This window comes from Gilliamella sp. wkB72 (assembly GCF_001693745.1).
GTDB classification, from domain to species: Bacteria; Pseudomonadota; Gammaproteobacteria; order Enterobacterales; family Orbaceae; genus Gilliamella; species Gilliamella apicola_E.
The window spans coordinates 101,074-125,825 of record NZ_LZEI01000012.1 but is presented as its reverse complement, the minus strand read 5'-3'; the positions used below and the strand labels follow the sequence as shown (position 1 = coordinate 125,825).

Annotated in this window: 22 protein-coding genes; 12 read left to right on the top strand and 10 right to left on the bottom strand. The window is 33.7% G+C overall.

Annotation, left to right across the window (positions count from 1 at the left end; all coding sequences use genetic code 11):
• Positions 1-25 precede the first annotated feature (25 nt).
• The 4 genes from A9G07_RS07730 to trmB all read right to left on the bottom strand — a co-directional run bounded on the left by A9G07_RS07730 (position 26) and on the right by trmB (position 4,335).
• Positions 26-1,300: an MFS transporter gene (locus A9G07_RS07730; protein ID WP_256122109.1), complete on the bottom strand. Its 1,275-nt coding sequence runs from the start codon at positions 1,298-1,300 to the stop codon at positions 26-28.
• A 432-nt stretch (positions 1,301-1,732) separates the two neighbouring features.
• On the bottom strand, positions 1,733-2,893 hold the full coding sequence (locus A9G07_RS07725; protein ID WP_065734699.1) for a histidine-type phosphatase: 1,161 nt from the start codon (positions 2,891-2,893) through the stop codon (positions 1,733-1,735).
• Positions 2,890-3,615, bottom strand: coding sequence for an oxygen-insensitive NADPH nitroreductase (nfsA, locus tag A9G07_RS07720; RefSeq protein ID WP_065734698.1), 726 nt, complete (start codon positions 3,613-3,615; stop codon positions 2,890-2,892). The genes A9G07_RS07725 and nfsA overlap by 4 nt, the downstream gene beginning before the upstream one ends.
• A gap of 18 nt (positions 3,616-3,633) precedes the next feature.
• The gene (gene trmB, locus A9G07_RS07715; protein WP_065734697.1) at positions 3,634-4,335 is read right to left on the bottom strand and encodes a tRNA (guanosine(46)-N7)-methyltransferase TrmB; all 702 of its coding nucleotides are present in this window, start codon (positions 4,333-4,335) and stop codon (positions 3,634-3,636) included.
• A gap of 260 nt (positions 4,336-4,595) precedes the next feature.
• On the opposite strand from trmB, the gene A9G07_RS07710 reads away from it, so the two are divergent.
• Positions 4,596-5,543, top strand: a complete 948-nt coding sequence (locus tag A9G07_RS07710) for a ribose-phosphate pyrophosphokinase (protein ID WP_086319756.1) — start codon at positions 4,596-4,598, stop codon at positions 5,541-5,543.
• A 72-nt stretch (positions 5,544-5,615) separates the two neighbouring features.
• The gene (gene pth, locus A9G07_RS07705; RefSeq protein WP_065734696.1) at positions 5,616-6,200 is read left to right on the top strand and encodes an aminoacyl-tRNA hydrolase; all 585 of its coding nucleotides are present in this window, start codon (positions 5,616-5,618) and stop codon (positions 6,198-6,200) included.
• Between the two features lie 92 nt (positions 6,201-6,292).
• On the opposite strand, the gene A9G07_RS07700 is transcribed toward pth, so the two are convergent.
• The 3 genes from A9G07_RS07700 to A9G07_RS07690 form a co-directional block, all read right to left on the bottom strand.
• Positions 6,293-6,742: a DUF3597 domain-containing protein gene (locus A9G07_RS07700; RefSeq protein WP_065563636.1), complete on the bottom strand. Its 450-nt coding sequence runs from the start codon at positions 6,740-6,742 to the stop codon at positions 6,293-6,295.
• A gap of 582 nt (positions 6,743-7,324) precedes the next feature.
• Positions 7,325-8,506 carry a mannonate dehydratase gene (gene uxuA / locus A9G07_RS07695; RefSeq protein ID WP_065734695.1) on the bottom strand — a complete coding sequence of 394 codons (1,182 nt, stop codon included), beginning with the start codon at positions 8,504-8,506 and terminating at the stop codon, positions 7,325-7,327.
• 75 nt (positions 8,507-8,581) lie between these two features.
• Complete coding sequence (locus A9G07_RS07690) at positions 8,582-9,343, bottom strand: GntR family transcriptional regulator (protein WP_065734694.1); 762 nt, start codon at positions 9,341-9,343, stop codon at positions 8,582-8,584.
• A gap of 278 nt (positions 9,344-9,621) precedes the next feature.
• Here A9G07_RS07690 and A9G07_RS07685 point away from each other — a divergent pair, with 278 nt between their 5' ends.
• The 8 genes from A9G07_RS07685 (at position 9,622) to rpmE (ending at position 17,973) form a co-directional block, all read left to right on the top strand.
• Positions 9,622-11,091, top strand: a complete 1,470-nt coding sequence (locus A9G07_RS07685; protein WP_065734693.1) for a mannitol dehydrogenase family protein — start codon at positions 9,622-9,624, stop codon at positions 11,089-11,091.
• 16 nt (positions 11,092-11,107) lie between these two features.
• Positions 11,108-12,514: a glucuronate isomerase gene (gene uxaC / locus A9G07_RS07680; protein WP_065734692.1), complete on the top strand. Its 1,407-nt coding sequence runs from the start codon at positions 11,108-11,110 to the stop codon at positions 12,512-12,514.
• 35 nt (positions 12,515-12,549) lie between these two features.
• The gene (locus tag A9G07_RS07675; RefSeq protein WP_065563631.1) at positions 12,550-13,815 is read left to right on the top strand and encodes an MFS transporter; all 1,266 of its coding nucleotides are present in this window, start codon (positions 12,550-12,552) and stop codon (positions 13,813-13,815) included.
• 265 nt (positions 13,816-14,080) lie between these two features.
• A complete protein-coding gene (locus tag A9G07_RS07670; RefSeq protein WP_065734691.1) occupies positions 14,081-14,542 on the top strand; it encodes a DUF721 domain-containing protein in 462 nt (153 codons plus the stop codon).
• A 48-nt stretch (positions 14,543-14,590) separates the two neighbouring features.
• Complete coding sequence (locus tag A9G07_RS07665) at positions 14,591-14,998, top strand: YhcB family protein (protein ID WP_065563629.1); 408 nt, start codon at positions 14,591-14,593, stop codon at positions 14,996-14,998.
• Positions 14,999-15,076: 78 nt separating this feature from the next.
• Positions 15,077-16,450 carry a Do family serine endopeptidase gene (locus A9G07_RS07660; protein WP_065563750.1) on the top strand — a complete coding sequence of 458 codons (1,374 nt, stop codon included), beginning with the start codon at positions 15,077-15,079 and terminating at the stop codon, positions 16,448-16,450.
• Between the two features lie 113 nt (positions 16,451-16,563).
• A complete protein-coding gene (degS, locus tag A9G07_RS07655) occupies positions 16,564-17,616 on the top strand; it encodes an outer membrane-stress sensor serine endopeptidase DegS (protein WP_065563628.1) in 1,053 nt (350 codons plus the stop codon).
• A 141-nt stretch (positions 17,617-17,757) separates the two neighbouring features.
• Positions 17,758-17,973, top strand: coding sequence for a 50S ribosomal protein L31 (rpmE, locus tag A9G07_RS07650; RefSeq protein WP_065563627.1), 216 nt, complete (start codon positions 17,758-17,760; stop codon positions 17,971-17,973).
• A gap of 73 nt (positions 17,974-18,046) precedes the next feature.
• Here the strand turns inward: rpmE and metJ are convergent, their stop codons facing one another.
• Positions 18,047-18,364, bottom strand: coding sequence for a met regulon transcriptional regulator MetJ (metJ, locus tag A9G07_RS07645; protein WP_065563626.1), 318 nt, complete (start codon positions 18,362-18,364; stop codon positions 18,047-18,049).
• Between the two features lie 171 nt (positions 18,365-18,535).
• Between metJ and metB the strand changes: the two genes are divergently transcribed.
• Entirely contained in the window at positions 18,536-19,720 is a 1,185-nt protein-coding gene (gene metB / locus A9G07_RS07640; RefSeq protein WP_065734690.1) for a cystathionine gamma-synthase, read from the top strand.
• A 340-nt stretch (positions 19,721-20,060) separates the two neighbouring features.
• Here the strand turns inward: metB and A9G07_RS07635 are convergent, their stop codons facing one another.
• On the bottom strand, positions 20,061-21,464 hold the full coding sequence (locus A9G07_RS07635; protein WP_065734689.1) for a glycoside hydrolase family 1 protein: 1,404 nt from the start codon (positions 21,462-21,464) through the stop codon (positions 20,061-20,063).
• Positions 21,465-21,474: 10 nt separating this feature from the next.
• Positions 21,475-23,319: a beta-glucoside-specific PTS transporter subunit IIABC gene (locus A9G07_RS07630; protein WP_065734688.1), complete on the bottom strand. Its 1,845-nt coding sequence runs from the start codon at positions 23,317-23,319 to the stop codon at positions 21,475-21,477.
• Positions 23,320-23,574: 255 nt separating this feature from the next.
• Between A9G07_RS07630 and A9G07_RS07625 the strand changes: the two genes are divergently transcribed.
• Entirely contained in the window at positions 23,575-24,729 is a 1,155-nt protein-coding gene (locus A9G07_RS07625) for an MFS transporter (RefSeq protein ID WP_065734687.1), read from the top strand.
• Positions 24,730-24,752 lie beyond the last annotated feature (23 nt).

The following is a 24,752-nucleotide window of genomic DNA, read 5'->3' as shown; positions in this document are numbered from 1 at the left end:
AATTTTTTGAATTGTTATTATTTAACTATTCTTCAATTTCAACGTTGCTTTTCTTTTTGAAAAGATCCAAAGGTCCACGTCCTGATAAGGTGAAAGCAGAAATAAGTGTAAAACTTAATGCAATTAAGCCAAGCACTAAATATGCTCCTTCAAATCCAATTTTAACATACATTAAACCAGCAAAGGTGGACATAAACATTATAGATAATTGTTTTGCAAAACAAAAAGCAATTAAGTAAACAGTTGCTGATAATCGAATTGGGAAATGTTTTGTAATATATTTAAATGCACCAACTAACAATAAAGGTGCTTCGAACATATGTAAGGTTTTTAAAATAATAACTTCAACTGCGCTACTAGCAAATGCTGAACCTGTAATACGAATTGACATAATTGCACCAGCAACGAGTAAAGTATTTTTACTTCCGATTTTCATGACAATAATTGGAGCAAAAAACATTACAGTCGCATTTAAAAATTCACCCAGTGTTGTGACGTAGCCAAATGCTTCACGACCAACTTGTTCACTTGAGAAAAATGAGGTGAAGAAGTTAGCAAATTGCTGATCAAATACATCATAAGTACAAGCCACACCAATAATGTAGAGCATAAAATACCAAGTTTTAGGCATTTTAAGTAAATTAACCGCAAGTTTTAAATTAAATGGTTCAGGTTTATTTAGTCCCATTTGGTCGACAACATCTGTGGTTGCTGTTTTAGCTGGATCGGCTATTTTGACTAAAATAAGTAACACTAAGGCAAAGCCAGAACATAACCAAAAAACAGCATTAATATCCTTAGAAATCATGATTCCAACAAATGAAGCACAAATCGCCCAGCCGAAGCAACCAAACATACGGCAACGACCAAATTCAAATCCACTGCGTCTACTGATTTTTTCAACCAATGCTTCTATTGCCGGAGCACCACCACTAAAGACCATACCAAGATATAAGCCGCCTGCAGTAGCCCCTAGAGTAACATTTAGTTTAAGTAAAGGACCTAATATAAATATAAAGAATGGTCCAAATAAAACTAAAAGGAAGGTGATAATCCAAAGAAGGTGTTTTCTTAAACCTAACTTATCGGATATCAACCCAAATAACGGCTGAAAGAATAGTGCAAATAATGAGATAAATGAGAAAACATATCCAGTATCCGCTTGATCTAAACCTATCATTTTTAACCAAACTGGGAAAAATGGAAAGTAAGCTCCCATAATGAAAAAATAAAGAAAAAAGTAGAGGCTAAATACCCAATAATTTTTGTTATGCATTGCAGATTTAATTTTCTGATTCATAGTGAATTTCCTTTGCTAAGCTTTAAATGATTACCTAATCATTCAGAAATCGTTTATGTAAGAAATAAACTAAAAGCTATAAATTGCTCAGGATAATAACATTAAAAAAATGCAAAAAAAGTGATCTAGTTAACATTTTGTGAAATCGATTACATTTTTATTGAATTATTTTGGATTAGTTAAATAACATTCAAATAAGTTATATCAAAATTCAATATGTGCCTAATTGAAATAGTAATTCATAGTATTTTAATTAAGTTTTAAGTAACAAATTTTATACAAAGAATAGATACTTATGAAAATTATTATCTATTTTGTGGTATCGATTACATTTTGAGGCGAAATTAAAATAACAATTTTAAATGTGACTGATATTTATAGATTGCCTAATGATTTGAAACTTAAAGTCATATCGGCAATCTAATCTGAATTTTATTGAAACTCTTTTAGCCTATTTTCAAAATGTTGCCATCGGTAGAATCCATCACTGTTTTGTTCTGCATTAAGCAACTTAAGTTGATAATGTTGTGGTGGATTATTAATATCAATAGCTTCACCAGTAAATAGCTGATCAAAACTTTGGTAGACATATTCAGCTTTGAAGAAGTATTCACCTGATGGTAGATGGCGGTAACGTTGAAATATAACCATTCCGCCAATTGGTGTATTTTCAAATTGATTAGGCAGTTGATATTCAGCAAAATCCAAAGCACCGAGCAGTGCAGCAATAGTACTATCATGACCAACCAATAAATTGACTTTATGAGATTGACTGTGTATTAAATCATCTATCTTATTGATTAATAATTTACTAATACTTCGTGCAATCGTTTTAGAGTGAAAAACTAAGTTAATATAGTGGTTACGAATTTGTATTATTTGTTGCCATTGTTCTTGGCTGGTTATTCTTCCCCAAGCAATTTGTTCTTTAGGAAATGCAGAGTAATACTGTAATAGAAAAGCATCAACGGCACAAATTCCAATTGCTAATGGTCCATGTAATTCGGGTTCTTCATTTTTCACAAAATGAAGCTCATAAGGAATATCAGCAAAATCACATTTAAGTTCAGAATATAATTGCGAATTTTTATAATCTAATATATCCGACACGATTTGATAAGCCGGCGCTAAATTTTTGAAAATTGATGCTGCTTTGTCTGCATCATTAATATCTTTTAAGACTTTTTGTTTAATTTCTGGGGAGTCATCTTGTACACTTGGATCAAAAATAGGATCCATTTTTTCGATGGTATATTTGTGATGAACAGGTATGTCATAACCAGCATAAGCACCGCCAACTAAGAATTGAGCCGTAGCTACTGTTCTTTGAAGGCTATTTGCATAAACATATATATCAGGATTCTCTGGTGAGAGCTTAATATTTCGTTGCTCTAGCCATTGTGATAGATAATGTCCAAAAAACGTTTCTAAAACGGCGCCTCGTGTTGTTAGATAACCATAAGCATGATCCCAAATTGGCCATTTAAAAGGGCTTGATTTTTCTAAGAACGCTATCGTGTTTTCTAATGGAGTACGTATGCCATGGCGACTTAGTATAACGACTTTGTCTAACTGATATTGAGTGTTGTTCATTTAGTTATCCATCCTTGTTCATGCAAATAAGTTAAAATGAAATCTCTTTGCCCTTTGATAATTGTTTCAGCAATTTTATCACTCCAACCACTTGCTTTTTGATTTGTCTGTCGATGACTATAGTATTCACTCATTTGAGTATCGTATTTTGCTAATAGTTGATCATCTATTGGTTGATAGTAATTTTCAAAAAACACTAATTCCTTCGGTAATCTTGGTTTTATTTCTGGATTTTGATCAGGATGACCGATACAAAGCCCAAATAAAGGAAGGACATATTTAGGTAATGCTAGTAATTCGGTAACTTTCGAAATATTATTGCGTAATCCACCAATGAAAACTGTCCCTAAACCTAATGACTGTGCTGCAATAACGGCGTTTTGCGCCATAAGTGCCGTATCGATACAGCCAACTAAAAGCTGCTCAGCTTTTTCAAGTGGAATAGTTGAATCAATTTGAAAGTGGCGATTAAAATCGGCACAGAATACCCAAAATTCAGGAGCTTGATTAATATAACTTTGCTCTCCTGAATAATGTGCTAGCTTTGAACGATTATCGCTGTCTGTAATTCGGATAATTGTGGTGCATTGTAGAAAATTAGAGCTCGGAGCCGATTGTGCCGCTTGAAAAATTGATTCCAACTGTTCATTAGTCAGTGGTGTTGATTTATAAGACCGAATTGAGCGGCGCTGACAAATTAAATCGATTGTTTCATTTTGCATATTGGCTCCTAGGCACCATTATTTTTTTATAAATTGCAAATCCCAAACACCATGCCCTAGATTTTGCCCACGTTTTTCAAACTTGGTAATAGGTCTGTCATCAGGTCTCGGGATATAGTCATTTGTTGTAGATAAATTTTTAAACCCATCAGCTTGACTTAATACTTCAAGCATATGCTCAGCATAATGTTGCCAGTCAGTAGCTAAATGTAATACTCCATCAACTTTTAATTTTTCATGAATTAATTTAACAAATTCAGGTTGAATAATTCTGCGTTTATTGTGCCTTGCTTTATGCCAAGGGTCAGGGAAGAAAATTTGAACTTTATCTAATGATTCATTAGGTATCATATTTTCTAATACTTCAACTGCATCATGACACATTACTTTTAAATTGGTTAATTTATTTTCTTCGATTGCCATTAAGCAAGCGCCTACGCCTGGTCGATGGACTTCAATACCTATAAAATTTTTGTCTGGCGAGGATTTTGCCATCTCAATCAATGATGCACCCATACCGAAACCGATTTCTAGAACCAGCGGTTTGTCATTTTCGAAAGTGATTTGTGAGTGTGCATTATATTCAATGCCATATATAGGCCATAAATGAGTTAAAGCTTGTTGCTGCCCTTTAGTTAAGCGGCCTTGTCTCAATACAAAACTACGTATTGTTCGTTTAGATTCTGTCTCTTGATTATTCGTTTTTAATTGTTCACTCATTGTGTGTCTGCTGTTAGTATTAAATGATTTATCAAGGTAATTATTCACCTTTGTGGTACAGTATTTTAACCGATTTTTAATCTACTTCAAAAAACATCATTTTAACTTATATTTCTATATATTATTGTGATAGATATAAAATATTTGTAATAATTTTTTATAATGTAGTTGAGGATGATCTGTAAATGATTATATAATTATCACTCCGATTTAACCGATTACGTTTTATGTAATCATGATTACATGCTTGAGGATTTCTCGTGCCTGATATGAAGCTTTTTGCTGGTAACGCCACACCCGAACTAGCAAAACGTATAGCTAATCGTCTTTATACTTCTCTTGGTGATATTATTGTTAGCCGTTTTAGTGATGGTGAAGTCAATGTCCAAATTAATGAAAATGTCCGTGGTGAAGATGTTTTTATTATCCAATCAACTTGTGCGCCTACAAATGACAATTTAATGGAATTACTAGTAATGATTGATGCGATGCGTCGAGCATCTGCTGGTCGTATTACTGCTGTTATTCCTTATTTTGGTTATGCAAGACAAGATCGTCGAGTGCGTTCAGCCCGTGTGCCTATTACAGCTAAAGTTGTTGCAGACTTTTTATCAACTGTTGGTGTAGATAGGGTTTTAACGGTTGATCTTCATGCTGAACAAATTCAAGGCTTTTTTGATGTACCTGTTGATAACGTATTTGGTAGCCCTGTAATTTTAGAAGATATGTTACAACGTGATTTTGAACGCCCAATCGTGGTATCACCAGATATTGGTGGTGTTGTTCGTGCACGTGCAATTGCAAAACTTTTAAATGATACTGACATGGCCATTATTGATAAACGTCGTCAACGTGCAAATGAAGCAGAAGTGATGAATATTATTGGTGATGTAGCCGACAGAGATTGTATTTTAGTTGATGATATGATTGATACTGCCGGAACACTTTGTAAAGCGGCTGATGCATTGAAAGCTCGTGGTGCAAAACGTGTTTTCGCTTATGCAACTCACCCTATTTTCTCAGGAAAAGCGGTAAGTAACATTAAAGATTCTGCCATTGATGAAATTGTAGTTTGTGACACAATTCCATTAACAGCAGAAGTGAAAGCATTGAAAAATGTACGCCAACTTACATTATCAGGTATGCTTGCTGAAGCAATTCGACGTATTAGTAACGAAGAATCAATTTCAGCAATGTTCCATCAATAATCTTTTTTTCTGAATTAGATAAATGCCCCTTCTAGGGGCTTTTTTGCTAATAATAATTGACGACAGACTATTATGACAACAATTAAACTTATTGTAGGTTTAGCTAATCCAGGTAACGAATATGCTGCAACTCGCCATAATGCAGGAGCTTGGTATGTAGATCTTCTTGCTGAACGTTATAACCAACCGCTAAAAATTGATGCTAAATTTTTTGGATATAGCTCACGGATTAATATTCATGGTCATGATGTCCGTTTGTTAGTACCAACTACCTTTATGAATTTAAGTGGTAAAGCTGTTCAAGCAATGGCTTCTTTTTATCAAATTCAGCCCGATGAGATATTAGTTGCTCATGATGAGTTAGATCTTAATCCAGGTATTGCTAAATTGAAATTTGGTGGTAGTCATGGCGGTCATAATGGATTGAAAGATATTGCAAATAAACTTGGCAATAATTTGAATTTTTATCGGTTAAGAATTGGTATTGGACACCCTGGTGATAAGAATAAAGTAGTTGGTTATGTATTAAATAAACCATCTAAACCAGAACAAGATTTAATTGATAAAGCAATCGATGAATCAGTATATTGCACAGATATCTTACTGAAAGATGGAGTAGAAAGTGCAATGAATCGTTTGCATTCATTCAAAGCTTAAATTTGCTAAGATTAATATTTTCTGTATTCAACTAAATTAAAAAAAATCCACCTGATTAACAGGTGGATGACAAATCACGTATTCATTCCAGACTAAGAAAATAAGTGAGTAACGTTACCACCTTTTTCAGCAATTTTCTTCATAACTTCTTTAATCAACCATGTATTCATTGCTGCTGTATCGTCTGTACTACCGGTATAATTAAGTTCAGTTGCTAATTTTTTACGTGCATCTAAACTGTTATCAATACCTAATAATTTCAATAAATCAACAATTGATGTCTTCCAGTTAAGTTTTTCAGGAAATTTTTTAGCTAAATTATCTAAAATTGACATCACATCGATTTCAGAAATTGGGTTTTTATTTTCTGATGTATTTTGTTGATTTTGTTCAGTATTACTATTTGTGTTGTTACTTGATGTGTTGCCTTTAACGGTGTCAGTGATTTTATCAACTTGCTCTTTCACTGCATCTTTTGCATGACCTACAGCGGCTTGTGCGCTTGGAAATATTTTAGAAAAAATATTATTTAAGATACCCATTTTACACCCCTTATGTTTAAACTGCTTATTAAAAAACTGCTTAACGATATAGATGTAGAAAATATCCCCTAAAGTATAGCTGTTAAATATAAATTGTGTCAAAGCAACAATGAACCAATAGCATTTTTTGTAATAATGCTATTAAAGTTTTAGAAATATATTTTTATTCAATAGCTCATATTTTCAAATTAATTAAAGCTATCGACAATCAAAAACTTATTATACCAATTTGAGAAAGTATTGTGATATACATCACAAATTCAATAAATAACTCAATACAGCGACTAAAAATAATAGTAGTATTTGGTTCACCAATTATTGGTTATATTTTATTTGAATAAATAATTGGATAGACAGTAAAATTTCTTTCTTTAATATGATGTTTTTTAAGCAGTGCTTATTCGGCTATCTTTTTGGTGTTGCTTTAAATAAAAAATATCGATAATAAATATTTAAAATCATGATTTAAAATAAAGACATTCTAACTATATAAGAACAATAGCGTGTATATCACGCTATTTTTATGTTCAAATTAAAAAAAGCCCAATATTATGGGCTTCTCAAGTCAAAGGCGATTAGTCTTTATTCAAAAAATGCACGTCTAATCGCATATTCAACGCCGCGAATTTCCGCTAAACCTCTTAAGCGTCCTATTGCAGAATAACCTGGATTGGTTTTCTTTTTAAGATCGTCAAGCATTTGGTGACCATGATCAGGACGAACTGGTATTAAACGTTTGATTCCCGCTTTTTTACGTCGTTCTTCTTCAGCAATAAGCACTTTAATTACGCCATACATATCAACATCACCTGCTAAGTGATCACCTTCGTGGAAAGATAATGGATTATCTTCACGAACTGTTGCGCGCAAATGAATAAAGTGAACTCTATCAGCAAATTTTTCAGCCATTGTAACTAAATCATTATCGCTACGAACGCCATAAGAACCAGTACAGAAGCAGAATCCGTTATGAATGCTATCAACTGTTTCTTTTATCCACTGCATATCTTCAATAGTTGAAACAATGCGTGGTAAACCTAAAATAGGTCTAGGAGGATCATCTGGATGAACAGTCAGAACAACGCCAACTTCTTCGGCGACAGGAACTATAGCTTTCAAGAAATAAGCATAATTCTCACGTAATTTAGCTTTATCAATACCGTCATATGTTGCAAGATGTGCTCGAAATTGATCTAGTGAGTAACCTTCTTCGGCACCTGGTAACCCAGCGATAATATTTCCAACAAGTTTATCTTTATCGGCTTGCGTCATATTTTCAAAATATTTTTTTGCTGAAATCTGATCTTCTTGTGAATAATCTTTTTCGGCATTAGGTCGTTTTAAAATATGAATATCAAATGCAGCAAAAGCAATTTGATCGAAACGTAGAGCTCTTGAACCGTCTGATAATTCATAACCTAGATCGGTGCGAGTCCAGTCTAATACTGGCATAAAATTGTAACAAACAGTATCAATACCACAAGCGGCTAAATTACGAATTGATTGTTGATAATTGGCAATATGTTGTTCAACGTTGCCAGAATGGGTTTTAATTTCTTCGTGAACAGGAATACTTTCAACAACTGACCAAGTTAGACCTTTGTCTTCAATCATTTTTTTTCGTTTTTTAATTTCGTCGATTGTCCAGATTTCACCATTGGGAATATGATGTAAAGCTGTAACAATTCCTGTTGCCCCTGATTGTCTAATATCGTCCAATGATACAGGGTCGTTAGGTCCAAACCAACGCATTGTTTGTTCCATTTAAATTCTCCTCAAAGATACTTCATTTACAAAATTATTCTAAAATGAAGATCCATAAACAATGCATATTTGTTTCTATTGGTTAACGATAGTGACCGGTATAGAGTCAAATAAATAACCATCAAAATTTGGATCTTCACTGTCAGAAACAGTCATTAATGTTTGTTTAACATTTTCTAAGTGCTGCCACATAGCATGGCGTGCAGCCATTGCATCTTTCAACTGTAATGCCTGTAGAATTTTTTCATGATCATATAACCATTTTTTTCGATAACTATGATCGGTTATTCTACTTTGTAGTTGGTCCCACATTTTACTTGATGAACGTTTTGTCCATAGATCTTCTAATAACCGCTCAAGTATTGAGTTCTTTGTGGCTCGAGCTATTGCAATATGAAACATTTCATCAGCACTATAGTCATCAAGCACATCTTGTTCTAAAATTTGACGTTCTTGTTCTAATATAGCTCTTAACTCTACAATATCAGCTTTTACAATTTGTGAGGCAGCAAAAGCGGCAATATTACTTTCAATTAATTGTCTCGCTTGTAATAATTCAAAAGGACCAAAATCCTCTTCTTCTATTTCCCTGTCTTTTTCAGACAAGAACTCGCTTGGTAAACCAATTACATAAACACCAGAGCCTTTTTTTACTTCAACTAATTTTTCAAGCTCTAACATAATTAATGCTTCTCGAACTACCGTTCTGCTAACATCAAAGGTCTCAGCAATATCTCTTTCTGGTGGTAGACGGTCACCAATTTTAAAAGTTCCACTTTTTAATAACAATTTTAACTCATTACCAATTTCTTGATAGAGTCGTTTGCCTCTTGGCATAATCTATAATCCTCAGAATACTATTAAGTTTATTGAAGATAATTATACGCTAATTATTAAACTCCTCTAAGTTAATAATAAAAGAAATCCATTACATCTTTAAATTGGTTTACCAATATTGTCGGCCATTATAAAGATTTTAGCAAACATCCCTATAAAATAAACCAAAAAATGTGACATGAATCACAAAAATTGAAAAATAAAGATGAAAATTTTGTCAACAAATGAAAATATGTCTAACCAATAAATATTGCAGTTAGTTAATTACGGTGTATAAAATGTTGAATTTATTAGAAATACCACAATCAATCAAAAATAAACCTTTATACAATAGGGAGAAAATGACCGCTCGTATTGTACATATAGGTTTTGGTGCATTTCACAGAGCACATCAGGCACTATTTACTGATCGTTTATTGAATAAAGGTAATAGTGATTGGGCTATCTGCGAGGTAAATATTGTTGGTGGTGAAGAGTTAATCAATGATATTAGAAAACAAGATCATCTATATACAGTGCTTGAAAAAGGCGCGACATCTAAACAAGCCTATATTATTGGAAGTGTAAAAGAATCATTATTAGCACCAACAGACGGTATTGAAACAATTTTAGAAAAAATGGCTGATCCTATTGTCGAAATTGTTTCATTAACGGTAACTGAAAAAGGTTACTGTATGTTGCCTGGTGGGACTGGTTTGGATTTGAATAATGAATTAATCAAAGCAGATTTAGCTTCTCCAAGTAAACCTATGTCAGCGCCAGGTGTTATTGTTGAAGCTTTATATAGAAGAATGCAAAGAGGATTGAAATCGTTTACGGCTTTATCATGTGACAACATGCCAGAAAATGGTTTAGTTTTGAGGAAAGCTATTTTAGATTTAGCAAATGCTCGCGATCTTGAGCTGGCTAAATGGATTGAAAATAATACAACTTTCCCTTGTACGATGGTTGACCGTATTGTTCCTGCTGCAACATCTGAAACCTTAGAAGAAATTCAAGATGTATTAGGTGGCATGTATGATCCGTGTGGTATTGCTTGTGAGCCATTTATTCAATGGGTTATTGAAGATAATTTTGTCACTTCACGACCTAATTGGAACGAAGCTGGTGCTGAATTTGTTGATAATGTTGTGCCATATGAAGAAATGAAACTTCGAATGCTAAATGGTAGTCATTCATTCTTAGCTTATTTAGGTTATTTAGCTGGTTATGAGCATATCAATGATTGTATGAATGATGCAAATTATAAAAAAGCGACTTTATCGTTAATGATGCAACAGCAAGCACCAACCTTAAATGTTCCACCGCACGTTAATTTACAACAATATGCTGAAAAACTTATTGAAAGATTTAGTAACCCATCACTAAAACATAGAACATGGCAAATCGCTATGGATGGTACACAAAAACTACCGCAACGCATACTTGATTCTATCCGTTGGCATATTAAACATAATTCTGATTTTTCATTACTAGCTTTAGGGGTAGCTGGTTGGATGCGATATGTTGGTGGTATTGATGACCATAAACAAGTAATCGATATTCGTGATCCAATGGTTGATGAGTTGAAAAAACTTGTTGCTGAGAGTGATGAAGGGGTAGAAAGAGTTAACTCGTTATTAAGTTTAGAAGCTGTTTTTGGATCAGATTTACCCGCCAATTCATTATTCAGAGAAAAAATAACAGAACATTATCTTTCTTTAATGAAAAAAGGTGCTAAACAGACTATTAAGGATTTAGCTTTATAAATTGGAAAGAAAAACAATGAAAAAATTCTTAGATGATAACTTTTTGTTACAAACTGATGCGGCACAAAAGCTTTATTTTGATTACGCTGAAGATCAACCCATATACGATTATCATTGCCATTTACCACCAAAAGATATTGCTGAAAATAAAAATTTCCGTAATTTAGCTGAAATTTGGTTAGCAGGTGATCATTACAAATGGCGAGTGTTACGGACAGCTGGAATTGATGAAAAATATATCACAGGTGATGCATCTGACTATGAAAAATATCTTACTTGGGCAAAAGTTGTTCCTTTAACGCTTGGAAACCCGATTTACCATTGGACTCATCTGGAGTTAAAAAGACCATTTGGTATAAAAAATATTCTTCTTAACGAAAAAACAGCTGATAAAATTTGGTCTGAGGCTAATGATAAATTAGCGACTGCTGAATTCTCAACCAGAGGTATTTTGACACAAATGAATGTCAAAGCAGTAGGAACAACTGATGACCCTATTGATTCACTTGAATATCACAAACAAATCGCTTTAGATGCTTCATTTAAAACTAAAGTAAGACCAAGTTGGCGACCAGACAGAGTTTTTAAAATAGAACTAACAGGCTTTGTTGATTACATTGTTGAATTAGGAAAAGTAACTGATATTGAAATTAATAGTTTTGAAAAATTACTTTGTGCGTTAACCAAACGATTAGATCATTTTGAACAACATGGTTGTGAAGCTGCAGATCATGGCATCGAAATTCTCCGTTATGCTGATATTCCTTCGGAAAAACAGCTTGATCAAATAATAGCAAAACGTCTTGCTAATCAGTCCCTTTCTGAACTGGAAATTGCGCAATTTAGTACGGCAGTACTTGTTTGGTTAGGTAAGCAATATCATAAACGTAATTGGGTTATGCAATTACATTTAGGAGCTTTGCGTAATAATAATCAACGAATGTTTAAAATGCTTGGTCCTGATGCTGGGTTTGACTCGATTGGTGATAGACCCATCGCTGAACCACTTTCTTCATTATTAGGTATTTTGGACTTAACTGATGAACTGCCTAAAACTATTTTGTATTGTCTAAACCCTCGTGATAATGAGGTCTTAGCGACTATGGCTGGTAACTTTCAAGGTTCAAATATTGCAGGAAAAATTCAATTTGGTTCGGGCTGGTGGTTCAATGACCAAAAAGATGGAATGGAACGTCAGATAATGCAACTTTCTCAAATGGGATTATTAAGTCAATTTGTCGGTATGTTAACTGATTCCCGTAGTTTTTTATCATTTACAAGACATGAATATTTTAGACGAATTCTTTGTAATATGGTGGGGAATTGGATGGAAAATGGAGAAATTCCTGAAGATTTTGAATTAGTTGGCAACATGATTAGAAATATTTGTTTTAACAATGCAAATCATTATTTTTCTAAATAATACGAATTAACAATAAATAAGATGAAGGAAATAAAATGAGAACAATTCCAAAATTTCGGTGGTACATGATTTTACTTGTCTGTGCTATTACAATAATCAATTATCTTGATCGAACGGCATTAGGAGTTGCCGCGCCGACAATTTTAGAAACCACAGGTATTACTAAAGAGCAATATTCTTGGATTGTTAGCGCATTCCAGTTAGCGTATACGATAGGTCAACCTATCATGGGCTTTTTTATTGATACTATAGGTCTAAGACTTGGGTTTGCTATCTGTGCGGTAATTTGGGGATTAGCAACCATGGGTCATGCATTGACAGGTACATGGCAAGGTTTAGCTTTCATGCGCGGTGTAATGGGCTTTAGTGAAGCATCAGCTATCCCAGCAGGAATAAAAACTGCCTCTATATGGTTCCCTGCAAAAGAAAGAGGGATCGCATCAGGTGTGTTTAATATGGGGACATCTTTTGGTGCTATGTTAGCTCCCCCTCTAATCGCTTGGTGTATTTTATTCCAAGGTTGGGAATTTGCTTTCGTTGTTTCTGGTTCGTTAGCATTAATTGCTGCTCTTGCTTGGTTTATTTTTTATCGTGACCCTAAAGATTCAAAAATATTGTCTCCTGAAGAAAGAGAATATATTGAAGCAGGTCAAGAAAAATATTTAGACAATGATAAAGAAAAAGTATCTTTAAAAACGATCCTTACTCAGCGTAATTTCTGGGGTATTGGTATTGCACGTTTTCTTGCAGATCCAGCTTGGGGGACAATCAATTTTTGGGTGCCAATTTTCTTCGTTGAAACATTACACTTTAGTTTAAAAGAAATTGCTATGTTTGTTTGGCTACCGTTTTTGATGGCTGATCTAGGCTGTTTAGCAAGTGGTTTTGTTGCGAAGTTTTTTAATGACCGTGGAATATCATTAATCAATTCAAGATTGATCACCTTTACCATCGGCGCTGTGTTAATGATGACCATTGGTTTTGTTAGTATTGTTGAAAACCCATACTTAGCGGTATTTTTAATCAGCCTTGGTGGTTTTTCACATCAATTGTTATCTACTGTTGCATCAACTTTAGGCGGCGATTTATTTAAGAAAAATCAGGTTGCTACAGCAGTTGGGATGGCCGGTGCTTGTGCTTGGACAGGTCAATTAATATTTAACCTTTTCATTGGTGCATTTGTAGGCATAATTGGTTTTGGTCCTTTCTTTATTGCATTAGCTTTCTTTGATGTAATCGGTGCAATTGTGCTTTGGACATTTATTCGCGAGAACCAAGTTAATCAAAGTACCACTAATTAATCATAACTAGATAACTAACAAATAATTAATAATAACTAACATAGGTAGGATCAAAATTTTTGATTCTACCTATTTTTTTGAAATTGATTAATTATTTTAATTAGCCTTATTATTTATTTTATTTTTAATAGTTCAAATAATGTGTAAATATTATTTTTTTACACGACTTTTTTGAATAGATCAGGTAAATTATTGAGTATTGAGTTATTTATATTATAAATAGATTTGTTTTAATTTTAGCAAGAACTAAGGATGAGCCTAATTCATGCGTGATAATGAGCCAAAAATGTTGACCAGCCTTTTGTCACAAGGGGCTCTATTATCCCAAATAAAAGAAAGAACATTAGCACTGAGTCAATTAACGAAGGTTATTGATGAATTGCTTCCAGCACCGTTGAATCAGCAATATAGAGTCGCAAATTATCGTCAAGGTATTCTTATTCTTGAAGTTAGTTCAGCTAACTGGTTAACAAGAATAAAATACGAACAAAGTAATTTGATTTCAGGTATACGTCAAAAAATCTTACCTTCGTTATCCTCTATTCAATATAAGATTAATCCCACTATTGCGACAAATAACTCACAATTAGTTAATTTTTCAAATAAGAATGCTAAAATTAATAATGTGATTACGATTCAAACAGCAATATATTTAAATGCTTTGGCTGAGCAAGCACCTGAAAAACTAAAAAAACAATTGATAAAACTTGCTAACCATGCAAAATAAACTAAACAATATTTAGAAATAATAAATGAGAAGATACAGGAGTGAAATATGGATAAAAGTATGATGACCTATATTATCATCGGCCTAATAATTGGTTTTATTGTGGGTATAATTTTCATCAATTTTGTTTCTCAAAAAGGACGTAAATATGCCAAAGTTAAACGCGAATTGGAACAAGCCCAAGAAGAATTAGCATCTCAAAAACAGATGATGGTTAAACATTTTTCTCATAGTGCTGAAATATTGGATAATATGGCCAAAGATTTTCGTCGCTTATATCAACATATTGCTGAAACTTCTGGGCAATTTGTAACTTCTGATGATATGCCTATGATTGATTTAGAAGCCGTCAATAATGATATCAGTGTCAAAAATGAATTAACACTTGAAAAGCAGCCTAAAGACTATTCAGATAATCCTTCAGGATTATTCAAAAATGATGAAGTGAAATCTTAATTAATTTTCAACATTTCTTAGTTTTATTAGGCTATTTATGTTTTAAATATCAAATTTCTTAAATAAGAGAGTTTTATGATGAGTCATTCTTTACGAAAACCAAAAAAATTATTAAGTATAATTGCATTAAGTTTAGGTTTAAGTTTAGCTACATTATCTAATGCCAATGCGGCATTTCCATTTTTACCAACGGATAATAACCAACAACAACCATCGTTGGCACCAATGTTGGAAACCGTTTTACCTTCGGTAGTAAGTATTAAAGTTGAAGGCACTGCTCAAATGCAAAATAATATGCCGGAAGAATTTAGACGATTTTTCGGCTATCCGGATAGTCAATCTAGGCCTTTCTCGGGATTAGGTTCTGGTGTCATTATTGATGCTGAAAAAGGTTATATTGTTACCAATAATCATGTAATTGATAGCGCCGATAAAATTACGGTAGTAATAAATGACGGTCATGAATATCAAGCAAAACTAATTGGTAAAGATCCACAAAGTGATATTGCTTTATTAAAAGTGGATAATGCAAAAAAATTAACCTCAATCAAACTTGCTGACTCAGATAAAACGCGAGTTGGTGATTACGTTGTTGCGATTGGTAATCCATTCGGTATCGGTCAAACTGTTACTTCAGGTATCATTTCTGCGTTAGCTCGTAGTGGGTTAAGTATGGATGGCTTTGAAAATTTCATTCAAACTGACGCGTCAATTAACCAAGGTAATTCCGGTGGTGCTTTAGTTAACTTAAATGGTGAACTAGTTGGGATAAACACTGCTATTATTGCGCCAAGTGGGGGTAATGTAGGAATTGGTTTCGCTATACCTAGTAATATGGTTAGAAGTTTGACGTCTCAACTTATTGAGTATGGTGAAGTTAAACGAGGTGTTTTAGGTATAAAAGGTAATGAATTAACATCAGATATTGCTAAAGCTTTTGACCTTGAAGTACAAAAAGGTGCTTTTGTTAGTGAAGTTATAGATGATTCTGCTGCAAAAGAGGCAGGAATTAAATCTGGTGATGTCATCATTTCTATGGACGGTAAACCGGTTGATAGTTTTGCAGAGTTACGCGCAAAAATCGCGACAACTGGAGCTGGTCGTACAGTTAAATTAGGTTTGATTCGAGATGGCAAAGAGATTTCTGTTGAGGTTAAATTGAAAAACGGTGATGCATCCAGTACCGAAGCAAAATCTTTACATCCAGCACTTGAAGGTGCAACACTTGTTAATGGTGATATAAAAGGACAAAAAGGTGTATTAATTGAGAGTATTGTTAAAAACTCTCCTGCTTCACGTTTAAGTTTACAAGAAGGTGATCTTATCACAGGGGTCAATAAGTCTAGAGTTAATAGTATTTCTGAACTACGTAAAGTGATTGATAGCAATCCTTCTGCAATCGCTTTAAATATTGTCCGAGGAGATAGCCGTCTATATCTTATCTTACGCTAAGTAATTATATAGCTAAAAATCGTCGATGCTTTGCATCGACGAAAACTTCATTTTAACCATCAGTTAGATATGATAGAATCCTATCAATTATTCTCATCTTTATAATAATAATTATGCTTAAAAAGTTTCTTTGGCCAATATTAATTGGTGGTGTGTTAGCGATAGTGTTACTCATTATTTTCCCTTCTTTAAGAAATGGAACACAATCAGATTTTTCCAGATCTATTTTTAATGAAGAACCTATGAGTTATTCTGACGCGGTTAAGATTGCTGCTCCAGCAGTAGTAAATATCTACAGTCGATCGATTAATTCTGTTCCAAAACAATCACAAGATGGCCCAATTACACCGCTAGGTTCTGGTGTAATTATGAGTGAGTATGGCTATATCATTACCAATTATCATGTTGTTGATGGAGCTGAACAAATTATTGTTGCCTTGCAAGATGGTCGAATTTTTGAAGCATTACCTGTAGGTTCCGATAAGTTGGTTGATATTGCTGTGCTTAAAATAGAGGCAACTAATATCCCGGTCATACCTATTAATTCTAAACGAGACCCCAAAATTGGTGATGTTGTTTTAGCTATTGGTAATCCATACAACATCGGTCAAACGATTACCCAAGGTATTATTAGTGCGACAGGGCGTGACGGATTAAGCCCATATCGTCGACAAAACTTTATTCAAACTGATGCATCAATTAATCATGGTAATTCAGGTGGAGCTTTAGTAAATACTAAAGGTGAGTTGGTAGGCATTAATACATTAACATTTGCTAAAAATCTAGGTAATGATGTTCCTGAAGGAATTGGTTTTGCCATCCCAACAGCATTAGCCGTTAAAATAATGGATAAATTAATTCAAGATGGGAAAGTAATTCGAGGTTATATTGGCATTGATGGGTTAGAATTCGCCCCAACGCAAAATCCTAGTGATTTACCGAAGGTATTAGGTATATTAGTTACCAATGCTGAAGGACCTTCATTACAGGCTGGCGTTGAAGCAAATGATATATTAATTATGGTTGATAATAAACCAGTAAAATCCATAGTAGAAACTATGGATCAAATTGCAGAGTTGAAACCAGGAACAATCGTCCCCATATTAGTTTTGCGAAATGGAGAAAAGATTGAACTTCAAGTAACTATCGGGCAATTACCGGTTTAGATTGGTCGATTATTACTTGATTATCTTTCATATAGGACGTATAATTCGCAGCCTTATCATGTTATTTAACACTCGTATGGTGTATAGATTTTGCGATTAAGCCGTTTATATAGCGATACGAACAAACTTTAGAGGTTTATTATGAAAGAAGGTATCCATCCAGAATACACTGCAATTACAGCAACTTGTTCTTGTGGTAACACAATTAAAACTCATTCAACTATTGGTCATGATATTCATCTTGACGTATGTGGTGAATGTCACCCGTTTTATACTGGTAAACAACGTGATGTTGCAACTGGCGGACGTGTTGATAAATTCAAACAACGTTTTGCAATGGTTGGCGGTAAAAAATAGTTTTACTAAACTAACGTTGTCAAAAAGGCGCTTTAAGCGCCTTTTTTGTATCTACTATTCTATTTTAATTCAATCATTCGTCGATTAAATCCGGATCGATGCCTAAATCTCTCATCATTTTTTGTGCTTGTTGTGGAATGCCATCATCACGATCTTTCTGAAGATCTTCATCACAAGGCAGTGGTTGACCAGTATAAGCGTGTAAAAAGGCTTCACATAATAATTCACTATTCGTTGCATGACGTAAGTTATTGACTTGTCGCCTTGTTCGCTCATCAGTTAATATTTTAAGTACTTTCAACGGAATTGAGACTGTAATTTTTTTTACTTGTTCACTTTTTTTACCATGTTCAGCATAAGGGCTGATATAATCGCCGTTCCATTCCATCATATTTTTCACCAAATCACATCACAAATAATGTGGGTAATTTTAGCGTTTTTTTTATTTAGCTGCAATCTATACACCAAGATAGTTAGACGTCTAGACATGTTGACGTCTTTTTTTATTGTGCTATTCTTATACAATTATTAGATATATAAAATGCTTGGTAGGAAGGTTGTTATGGCTAGTGATTCTAAAAATCTAAGACAAGGTACTAATTTTAGCCAAGGCACGATAGCTGTTCGTGGTGGAATTAATACAGATGATCAATTTGGTAGCGTAGTTCCTGTTATTACGCCTTCAACATGTTATCGTTATGAAGAGTTTGCAACACCGAGGAAGTTTGATTATGGTCGCAAATCCAATCCAAGTAGACGATTAGTCGAAGAAACCGTTGCTAAATTAGAAGGTGGGGCGGATGCTATTTTAACTAATTGCGGTATGTCAGCAATACATCTAATTAGCGTTGCCTTACTTAGTCCAAATGATGTTGTTGTTGCGCCTCATGACTGTTATGGCGGTAGTTATCGATTGTTTAATAGCTTGAGTCAAAAAGGCTATTTTAAAACAAAATTTGTTGACCAATCTGATTCTGTTGCTTTGAAAGAAGCACTTAGCTTAAAACCTAAATTAGTCTTAATTGAATCACCAAGTAACCCTTTGTTACGAGTTGTCGATATAGAAGCGATCACTCGACAAGCTCATGAGGTTGGTGCTTTGGTTTTAGTCGATAACACTTTTATGACGCCAATTTTACAAAAACCATTAGAGCTTGGTGCTGATATTGTTAGCCATTCTTGTACTAAGTTTTTAAATGGCCATTCAGATTTACTCGCTGGAATATTGGTGTTTAAAGATCAACAATTAGCAACGGATGTACTATGGTGGGCTAATAATATCGGAACATCTACCTCGTCATTTGATAGTTATTTGTTATTACGTGGTTTAAGAACGCTAGCAGCAAGAGTTAAATTACAGCAAGAAAATGCGCAAAAAGTGGTAGAATTTTTAGCAAATCACCCTAAAATTGCAAAAGTTTTTCATCCATCATTACCTTCAAATCTTGGACATGATATTGCGAAAAGACAACAAAAAGGTTTTGGTTCACTGCTAAGTTTTGAATTAGTAGGTGATGCTAATGTTATGCCGAAATTTTTAAATGCACTCAATATATTTACATTAGCCCAATCACTTGGTGGTGTGGAAAGTTTAATCTGTCATCCTGCAACTATGACTCATTCAGGAATTAGTGCTGAAGCACGTAAAACCGCAGGTATATCCGATCAATTATTACGTATTTCGGTTGGTCTTGAAGATATCAGTGATCTTCTTAATGATTTAGAACAAGCACTAGCTCAAATCTAAATTTTATCTGCTAATCAATAGGATTGAGAAATAATTGATTTTATCAATCCTATTTTCTTTTACTTTCATAATAATGCACTATTTTACTTTTTGACTAACTAAAGTGGTTAAATTAGTGTTTATATTTGCCTCAAAAACCCCGTTCCTCAACTCAAAAATTCAATATCACTCCATATCTATAAATCATCTAATTTACATTAAAACTGAATTATTATCAGGCTAATAAAATGATGTAGTTCATATTTGAAGTTATGACAAGATTAGGCAAACAATCATTTCCAGTATAGCTGTTTGTTTCAACAACTATCATGATGGGCTTTTTTATAGCCCATCCCTGTTTTTAATCTTTAATACCATTATCTTTGATGACTTGCTGATACCAATAAAAACTATCTTTTTTAATTCGATTAAGTGTTTTTAAGTCATGATCATCTCGATCAACATAAACAAAGCCATAACGTTTTTTGAAACCTTGATGAGAACTTAGTAAATCAATTACTGACCATGGACAATATCCAAATAGTTCAACCCCATCTTCAATTGCATCATGACAAGCTAATATGTGCGATTTGATATAATCAATTCGATAATCATCATGTACTTTATTGTCAGCAGTTAATGTATCTGGAGTACCTAATCCATTTTCAGTAATAATTAATGGTAAATGATATTGACGATAATATTCATTTAATACTAGTCTTAACCCCATCGGGTCAATTTGTGCGCCATAAGTAGATGCGGTTAAATTTGGGTTTTTCTCAATTTTGAAATAACCATATAGATCGAAATCAATATCTTTTTCTTTAGTGCCAAATGGATGAGCATCATCTTCCGGTAAATAGCTTGCGACTAATGTTCGATAGTAATTTACGGCAATAAAATCCGGTTTAGCTTGTTTTAATATTTCGGCATCTTCTGGTTGTGTAATAGGGTAGATACCACAACGTTGCAAATAATGTTTGTAGTATCCCGGATAATCACCAAAACAGTACATATCTAGGGCATAATTAGTTTTAAAATTATCATTCATTTTAGCTGCCCAAACATCCATTGGTTTATTATTTGCAGGATAGGTCATGGTGGATGATACCGCTGGTCCTACTTTGCTTCCAGTAATTAGTTCATGACAATCATTTGTTGCCATCGCATGAGCAACAAACATGTGATAATCCATTTGAGCTCTCACTTTTTCTGTGTCGGCTGGTGCGACTTTGTACATGTTCATTCGTTCATTAACACGAATCATCAAATTTTGTTCATTATTGATTTGCCAGTTTTTTACCCGATCACCAAATGCTTTATAGCAGACCTGAGCATAGCGTCTAAACGCATCGACACAACGGCGGTCTTGCCAACCATTATATTTATCAACTAAGGCAAATGGTAAATCAAAGTGATAAAGAGTAATAAATGGAATGATATTATTTTTGATTAATTCGTTAATTACTCGATTATAAAAATCAATCCCAGCTTGATTTATTTCACCGTCCCCATCAGGAATAATACGTGCCCATGATATTGAAAAACGATAAGTCTTTAATCCTAACTCTTTAAATAAAGCAATATCACTTTCTACATGATGATAAAAGTCGCTTGCTACTTTACTATCGGCTTGTATAGCAGAGCGTTGAAATGAGTTATAATCAGCAACGGTCATCCCTTTTCCATCAGCATCCCATCCACCTTCAATTTGAAAGGCAGAAGATGATGCTCCCCACCAAAAATCCTTAGCAAAAGCTTTCATATATTAACCTCTAAACTTGAATAAATAATAAATTGTCTTTTTTACTGACGTGATCTTCTTGACAATATTCTATATTTTTATATTGATCCGAATTAGCGACAATAACCGAAGTCGTTAAATCGAATTCTTTTATTTTATCAATATCAAATGAAACTATTTTGGTTCCTTTTGTAATGTGTTGACCTGCTTGTACATAGGATTGAAAATATTTACCTTGTAATTTAACGGTATCAATTCCAATGTGAATCAACAGTTCAATACCATTATCTAATGTTAGACCAATAGCATGTAAAGTAGGGTAGAGTACTGATACTGTACAATCTGCTGGAGCAACTATTTCTCCTACCTTAGGATAAACCGCTATCCCTTTGCCCATCGCTCCTGAAGCAAATACTTCATCTTTGACTTGATTTAAAGGGATTACCTCGCCTTCAACAGGTGATAGAATAGTTGTATCAGTGGTTAATGGAGTTCGAATTGTCTTTGATTCTTCTTCGTTTGGTATGTCATTGAATCCAACAATCATCGTCATAATGCATGAACCAAAAAATGCAAAGCCTATACCAATTAAATAGCATAAGAACGCTTTTGTACCTGCTTCCGCATAAACAGGTATTGTTAATACCCCTTGGTTGGCAAAGGCTGTACCATAAGATCCTCCCCAACCCATTAATCCTCCAGCAAGTGCACCACACACAACTGCACAAATCATTGGTTTTTTCAATCTTAAGTTAGCGCCATAAATCGCGGGTTCGGTAATGCCGAACAAGGCTGTGATTGTTGCCGATGCGGCAACGGTTTTTAAATTTTTATTTTTGGTTTTGAAAAATACACCTAATGCGGCTCCAGCTTGTGAAAAGTTCGCCGCTCCAGCGAAAGCAAGTAAGTTCTGGCGTCCAGTTTGAGCTACGTCATTAATGCCGATTGGTACAATAGCACGATGTGCGCCAAAGATAACTAAAATACACCATATACCACCAATAAATGCACCTAATAAAATAGGGCTAACACCCATAATGTAGTAATAGATCCAGTTTATAAATTCGCCAATATAGATGCCAATAGGACCGAAAATAAGTAAAGTAGCTGGTATCATGATAAGTAATGAAAAAGTTGGCACCATGATAATTTTTAATACTTCAGGGATAATATATTCCAAAAATCTTTGTACATAACTTAAAATAAATACCGCTAATATAATTGGGATAACGCTAGACGTGTAACTTGCTTTGGTTAATTCAATGGTAAACAGAGTGACTTCAGTTTTACTTGTCATTAAATTGACAATTGATGGATAACATAATGTTGCACCAATTATCATTGATATAAATTCATGTGCTTTAAATACTTTAGCAGCGGTATAGCCAAGTATTATTGGCATGAAGTAGAAAACTGCATCTGATGCAGCATGTAAAATCGTGTAGGTGTTATAAGTTTTGATATCAGTTTGATAGTAATAATTACCTATCATAACCGCTATAGCTAAAATTCCCTTTAACATACCTGATGCTGCAATAGCAGGGATGATTGGTGTAAAAATAGCTGCAAAAGCATTAAGTATTTTTACCCCTAATAAAACTTTAGGTTCCGTTTGATTACTTTGTTCTAACTCGCCAATTAGAGGGAGAAGTTGCTCATAAATTTTGGTGACTTTATTGCCTAGTACTACTTGGTATTGTCCACTACTTTCAACAACGGAAATCACACCTTCTGTCTGTAATAATTTTTCGCGATTAGCTTTTTTACTGTCATTTAATTGAAACCGTAAGCGAGTAAAGCAGTGTGTTAAGTTGATAATATTCTCTTTACCGCCGACTAATTCGAGTATTTGCTGTGCAATTTTTTGATAGTCCATTATTTTCTCCATTACTTAAAGAATGGTTATTCATTGATAAAAAAGCTTAATACACTAAAAATTATCATTATTATATAAATCATAAAGTTAAGATGTTTGTATTATGAATTTAGTAAGATCAATTTTTATCACTTTTTAATTCACTTCAAGCTAGCATAGTTTAAAAAATTAGACAAGTTTGTCATAATTATTGCTAAATAATTTATTTAGATATATTTTTAGAGCAAAAATTATCAGTATTAAAATTGTGGATAAATGAAGTCAGCCAAGAAGAAGTCTTATTTATTGTTGTGTATTGTGTTTTTTTTCTGGTATGCACAATATATCTATATTCCTTATCAAACCCCTTATCTTGCGGCGATAAATATATCGACTACTATGATCGGAATGGTGGTTAGTGCTTATGGATTTTCGCAATTATTCTTAAGATTGCCGGTTGGTTTATTAGCCAATGTAAAAGAGAAACATAAAATTTTTATTGTATTAGGCACCTTTTTTGCTGGAATTGCATCGGTGATTCGTATTATTGAACCGAATGGAACTGGTTTTCTCGTTGGTAATATAATTTCAGGTTTCGCCAGTGCAATGTGGATCTCTTTTATGGTGCTTTTTTTAGGTTTTTATCCCAAATCTAAAAAAGGGTATGCAACTAGTTTAATTATAATGGTTAATAATCTAGGTGTGTTTTTAGCCTTTTTAACAAGTACATTATTGTATGATTATATTCATATGGTAGGAATTTGTGTGCTTAGTTGCTTTAGCGGGTTATTGGCTTTTATTTTAGCAATAAAGCTAAAATATCCGGAAAAGATCCATCATGATTTTAACTATCATCTTTTGTTTAGCGCATTATGTAATCGAAAATTACTGTTTTTCTCATTTCTTGCTTTAATTCAGCAAGGCATTCAAATGTCTACCACAATGTCTTTTACTAATCAGATATTGAGTGATTTAGGGGGGAATGCCTTTTTAATTGGCATTTCTTCAATTGTCTATATGTTATCTTCAGTTCTATTTGCTAAATTGGGGGCGACTAAGTGGATTAATCTGATGAGAATTTCAAGCTGGGTAATTTTATCTTTTCTATTACTAGCACTTTATTGTATTTTAGTACCTCAGGTCTCTTCTGTTTATATTATTCTTCTATTGCAAATTATCCCAGGTATAGGGACGGGTATACTATTTTCGTTTTTAAATTTTGAAGCGATGATAGATGTGCCATCGTATGCCCGTTCTGCTGCCATGGGATTATTTCAAGCTATTTATGCACTAGGTATGACGCTATTTCCAATTATTGTTGGAATAATTAGTTTGAAATGGTCGATGATAATCGCCTATTTTGCCTTAGCCGGTATAGCAATAATAGGCGCAATTTTATCAATGATTTACTGGTTAAAATTTAGAAAGTAGACCTCTTAAAATTTTATATAGTG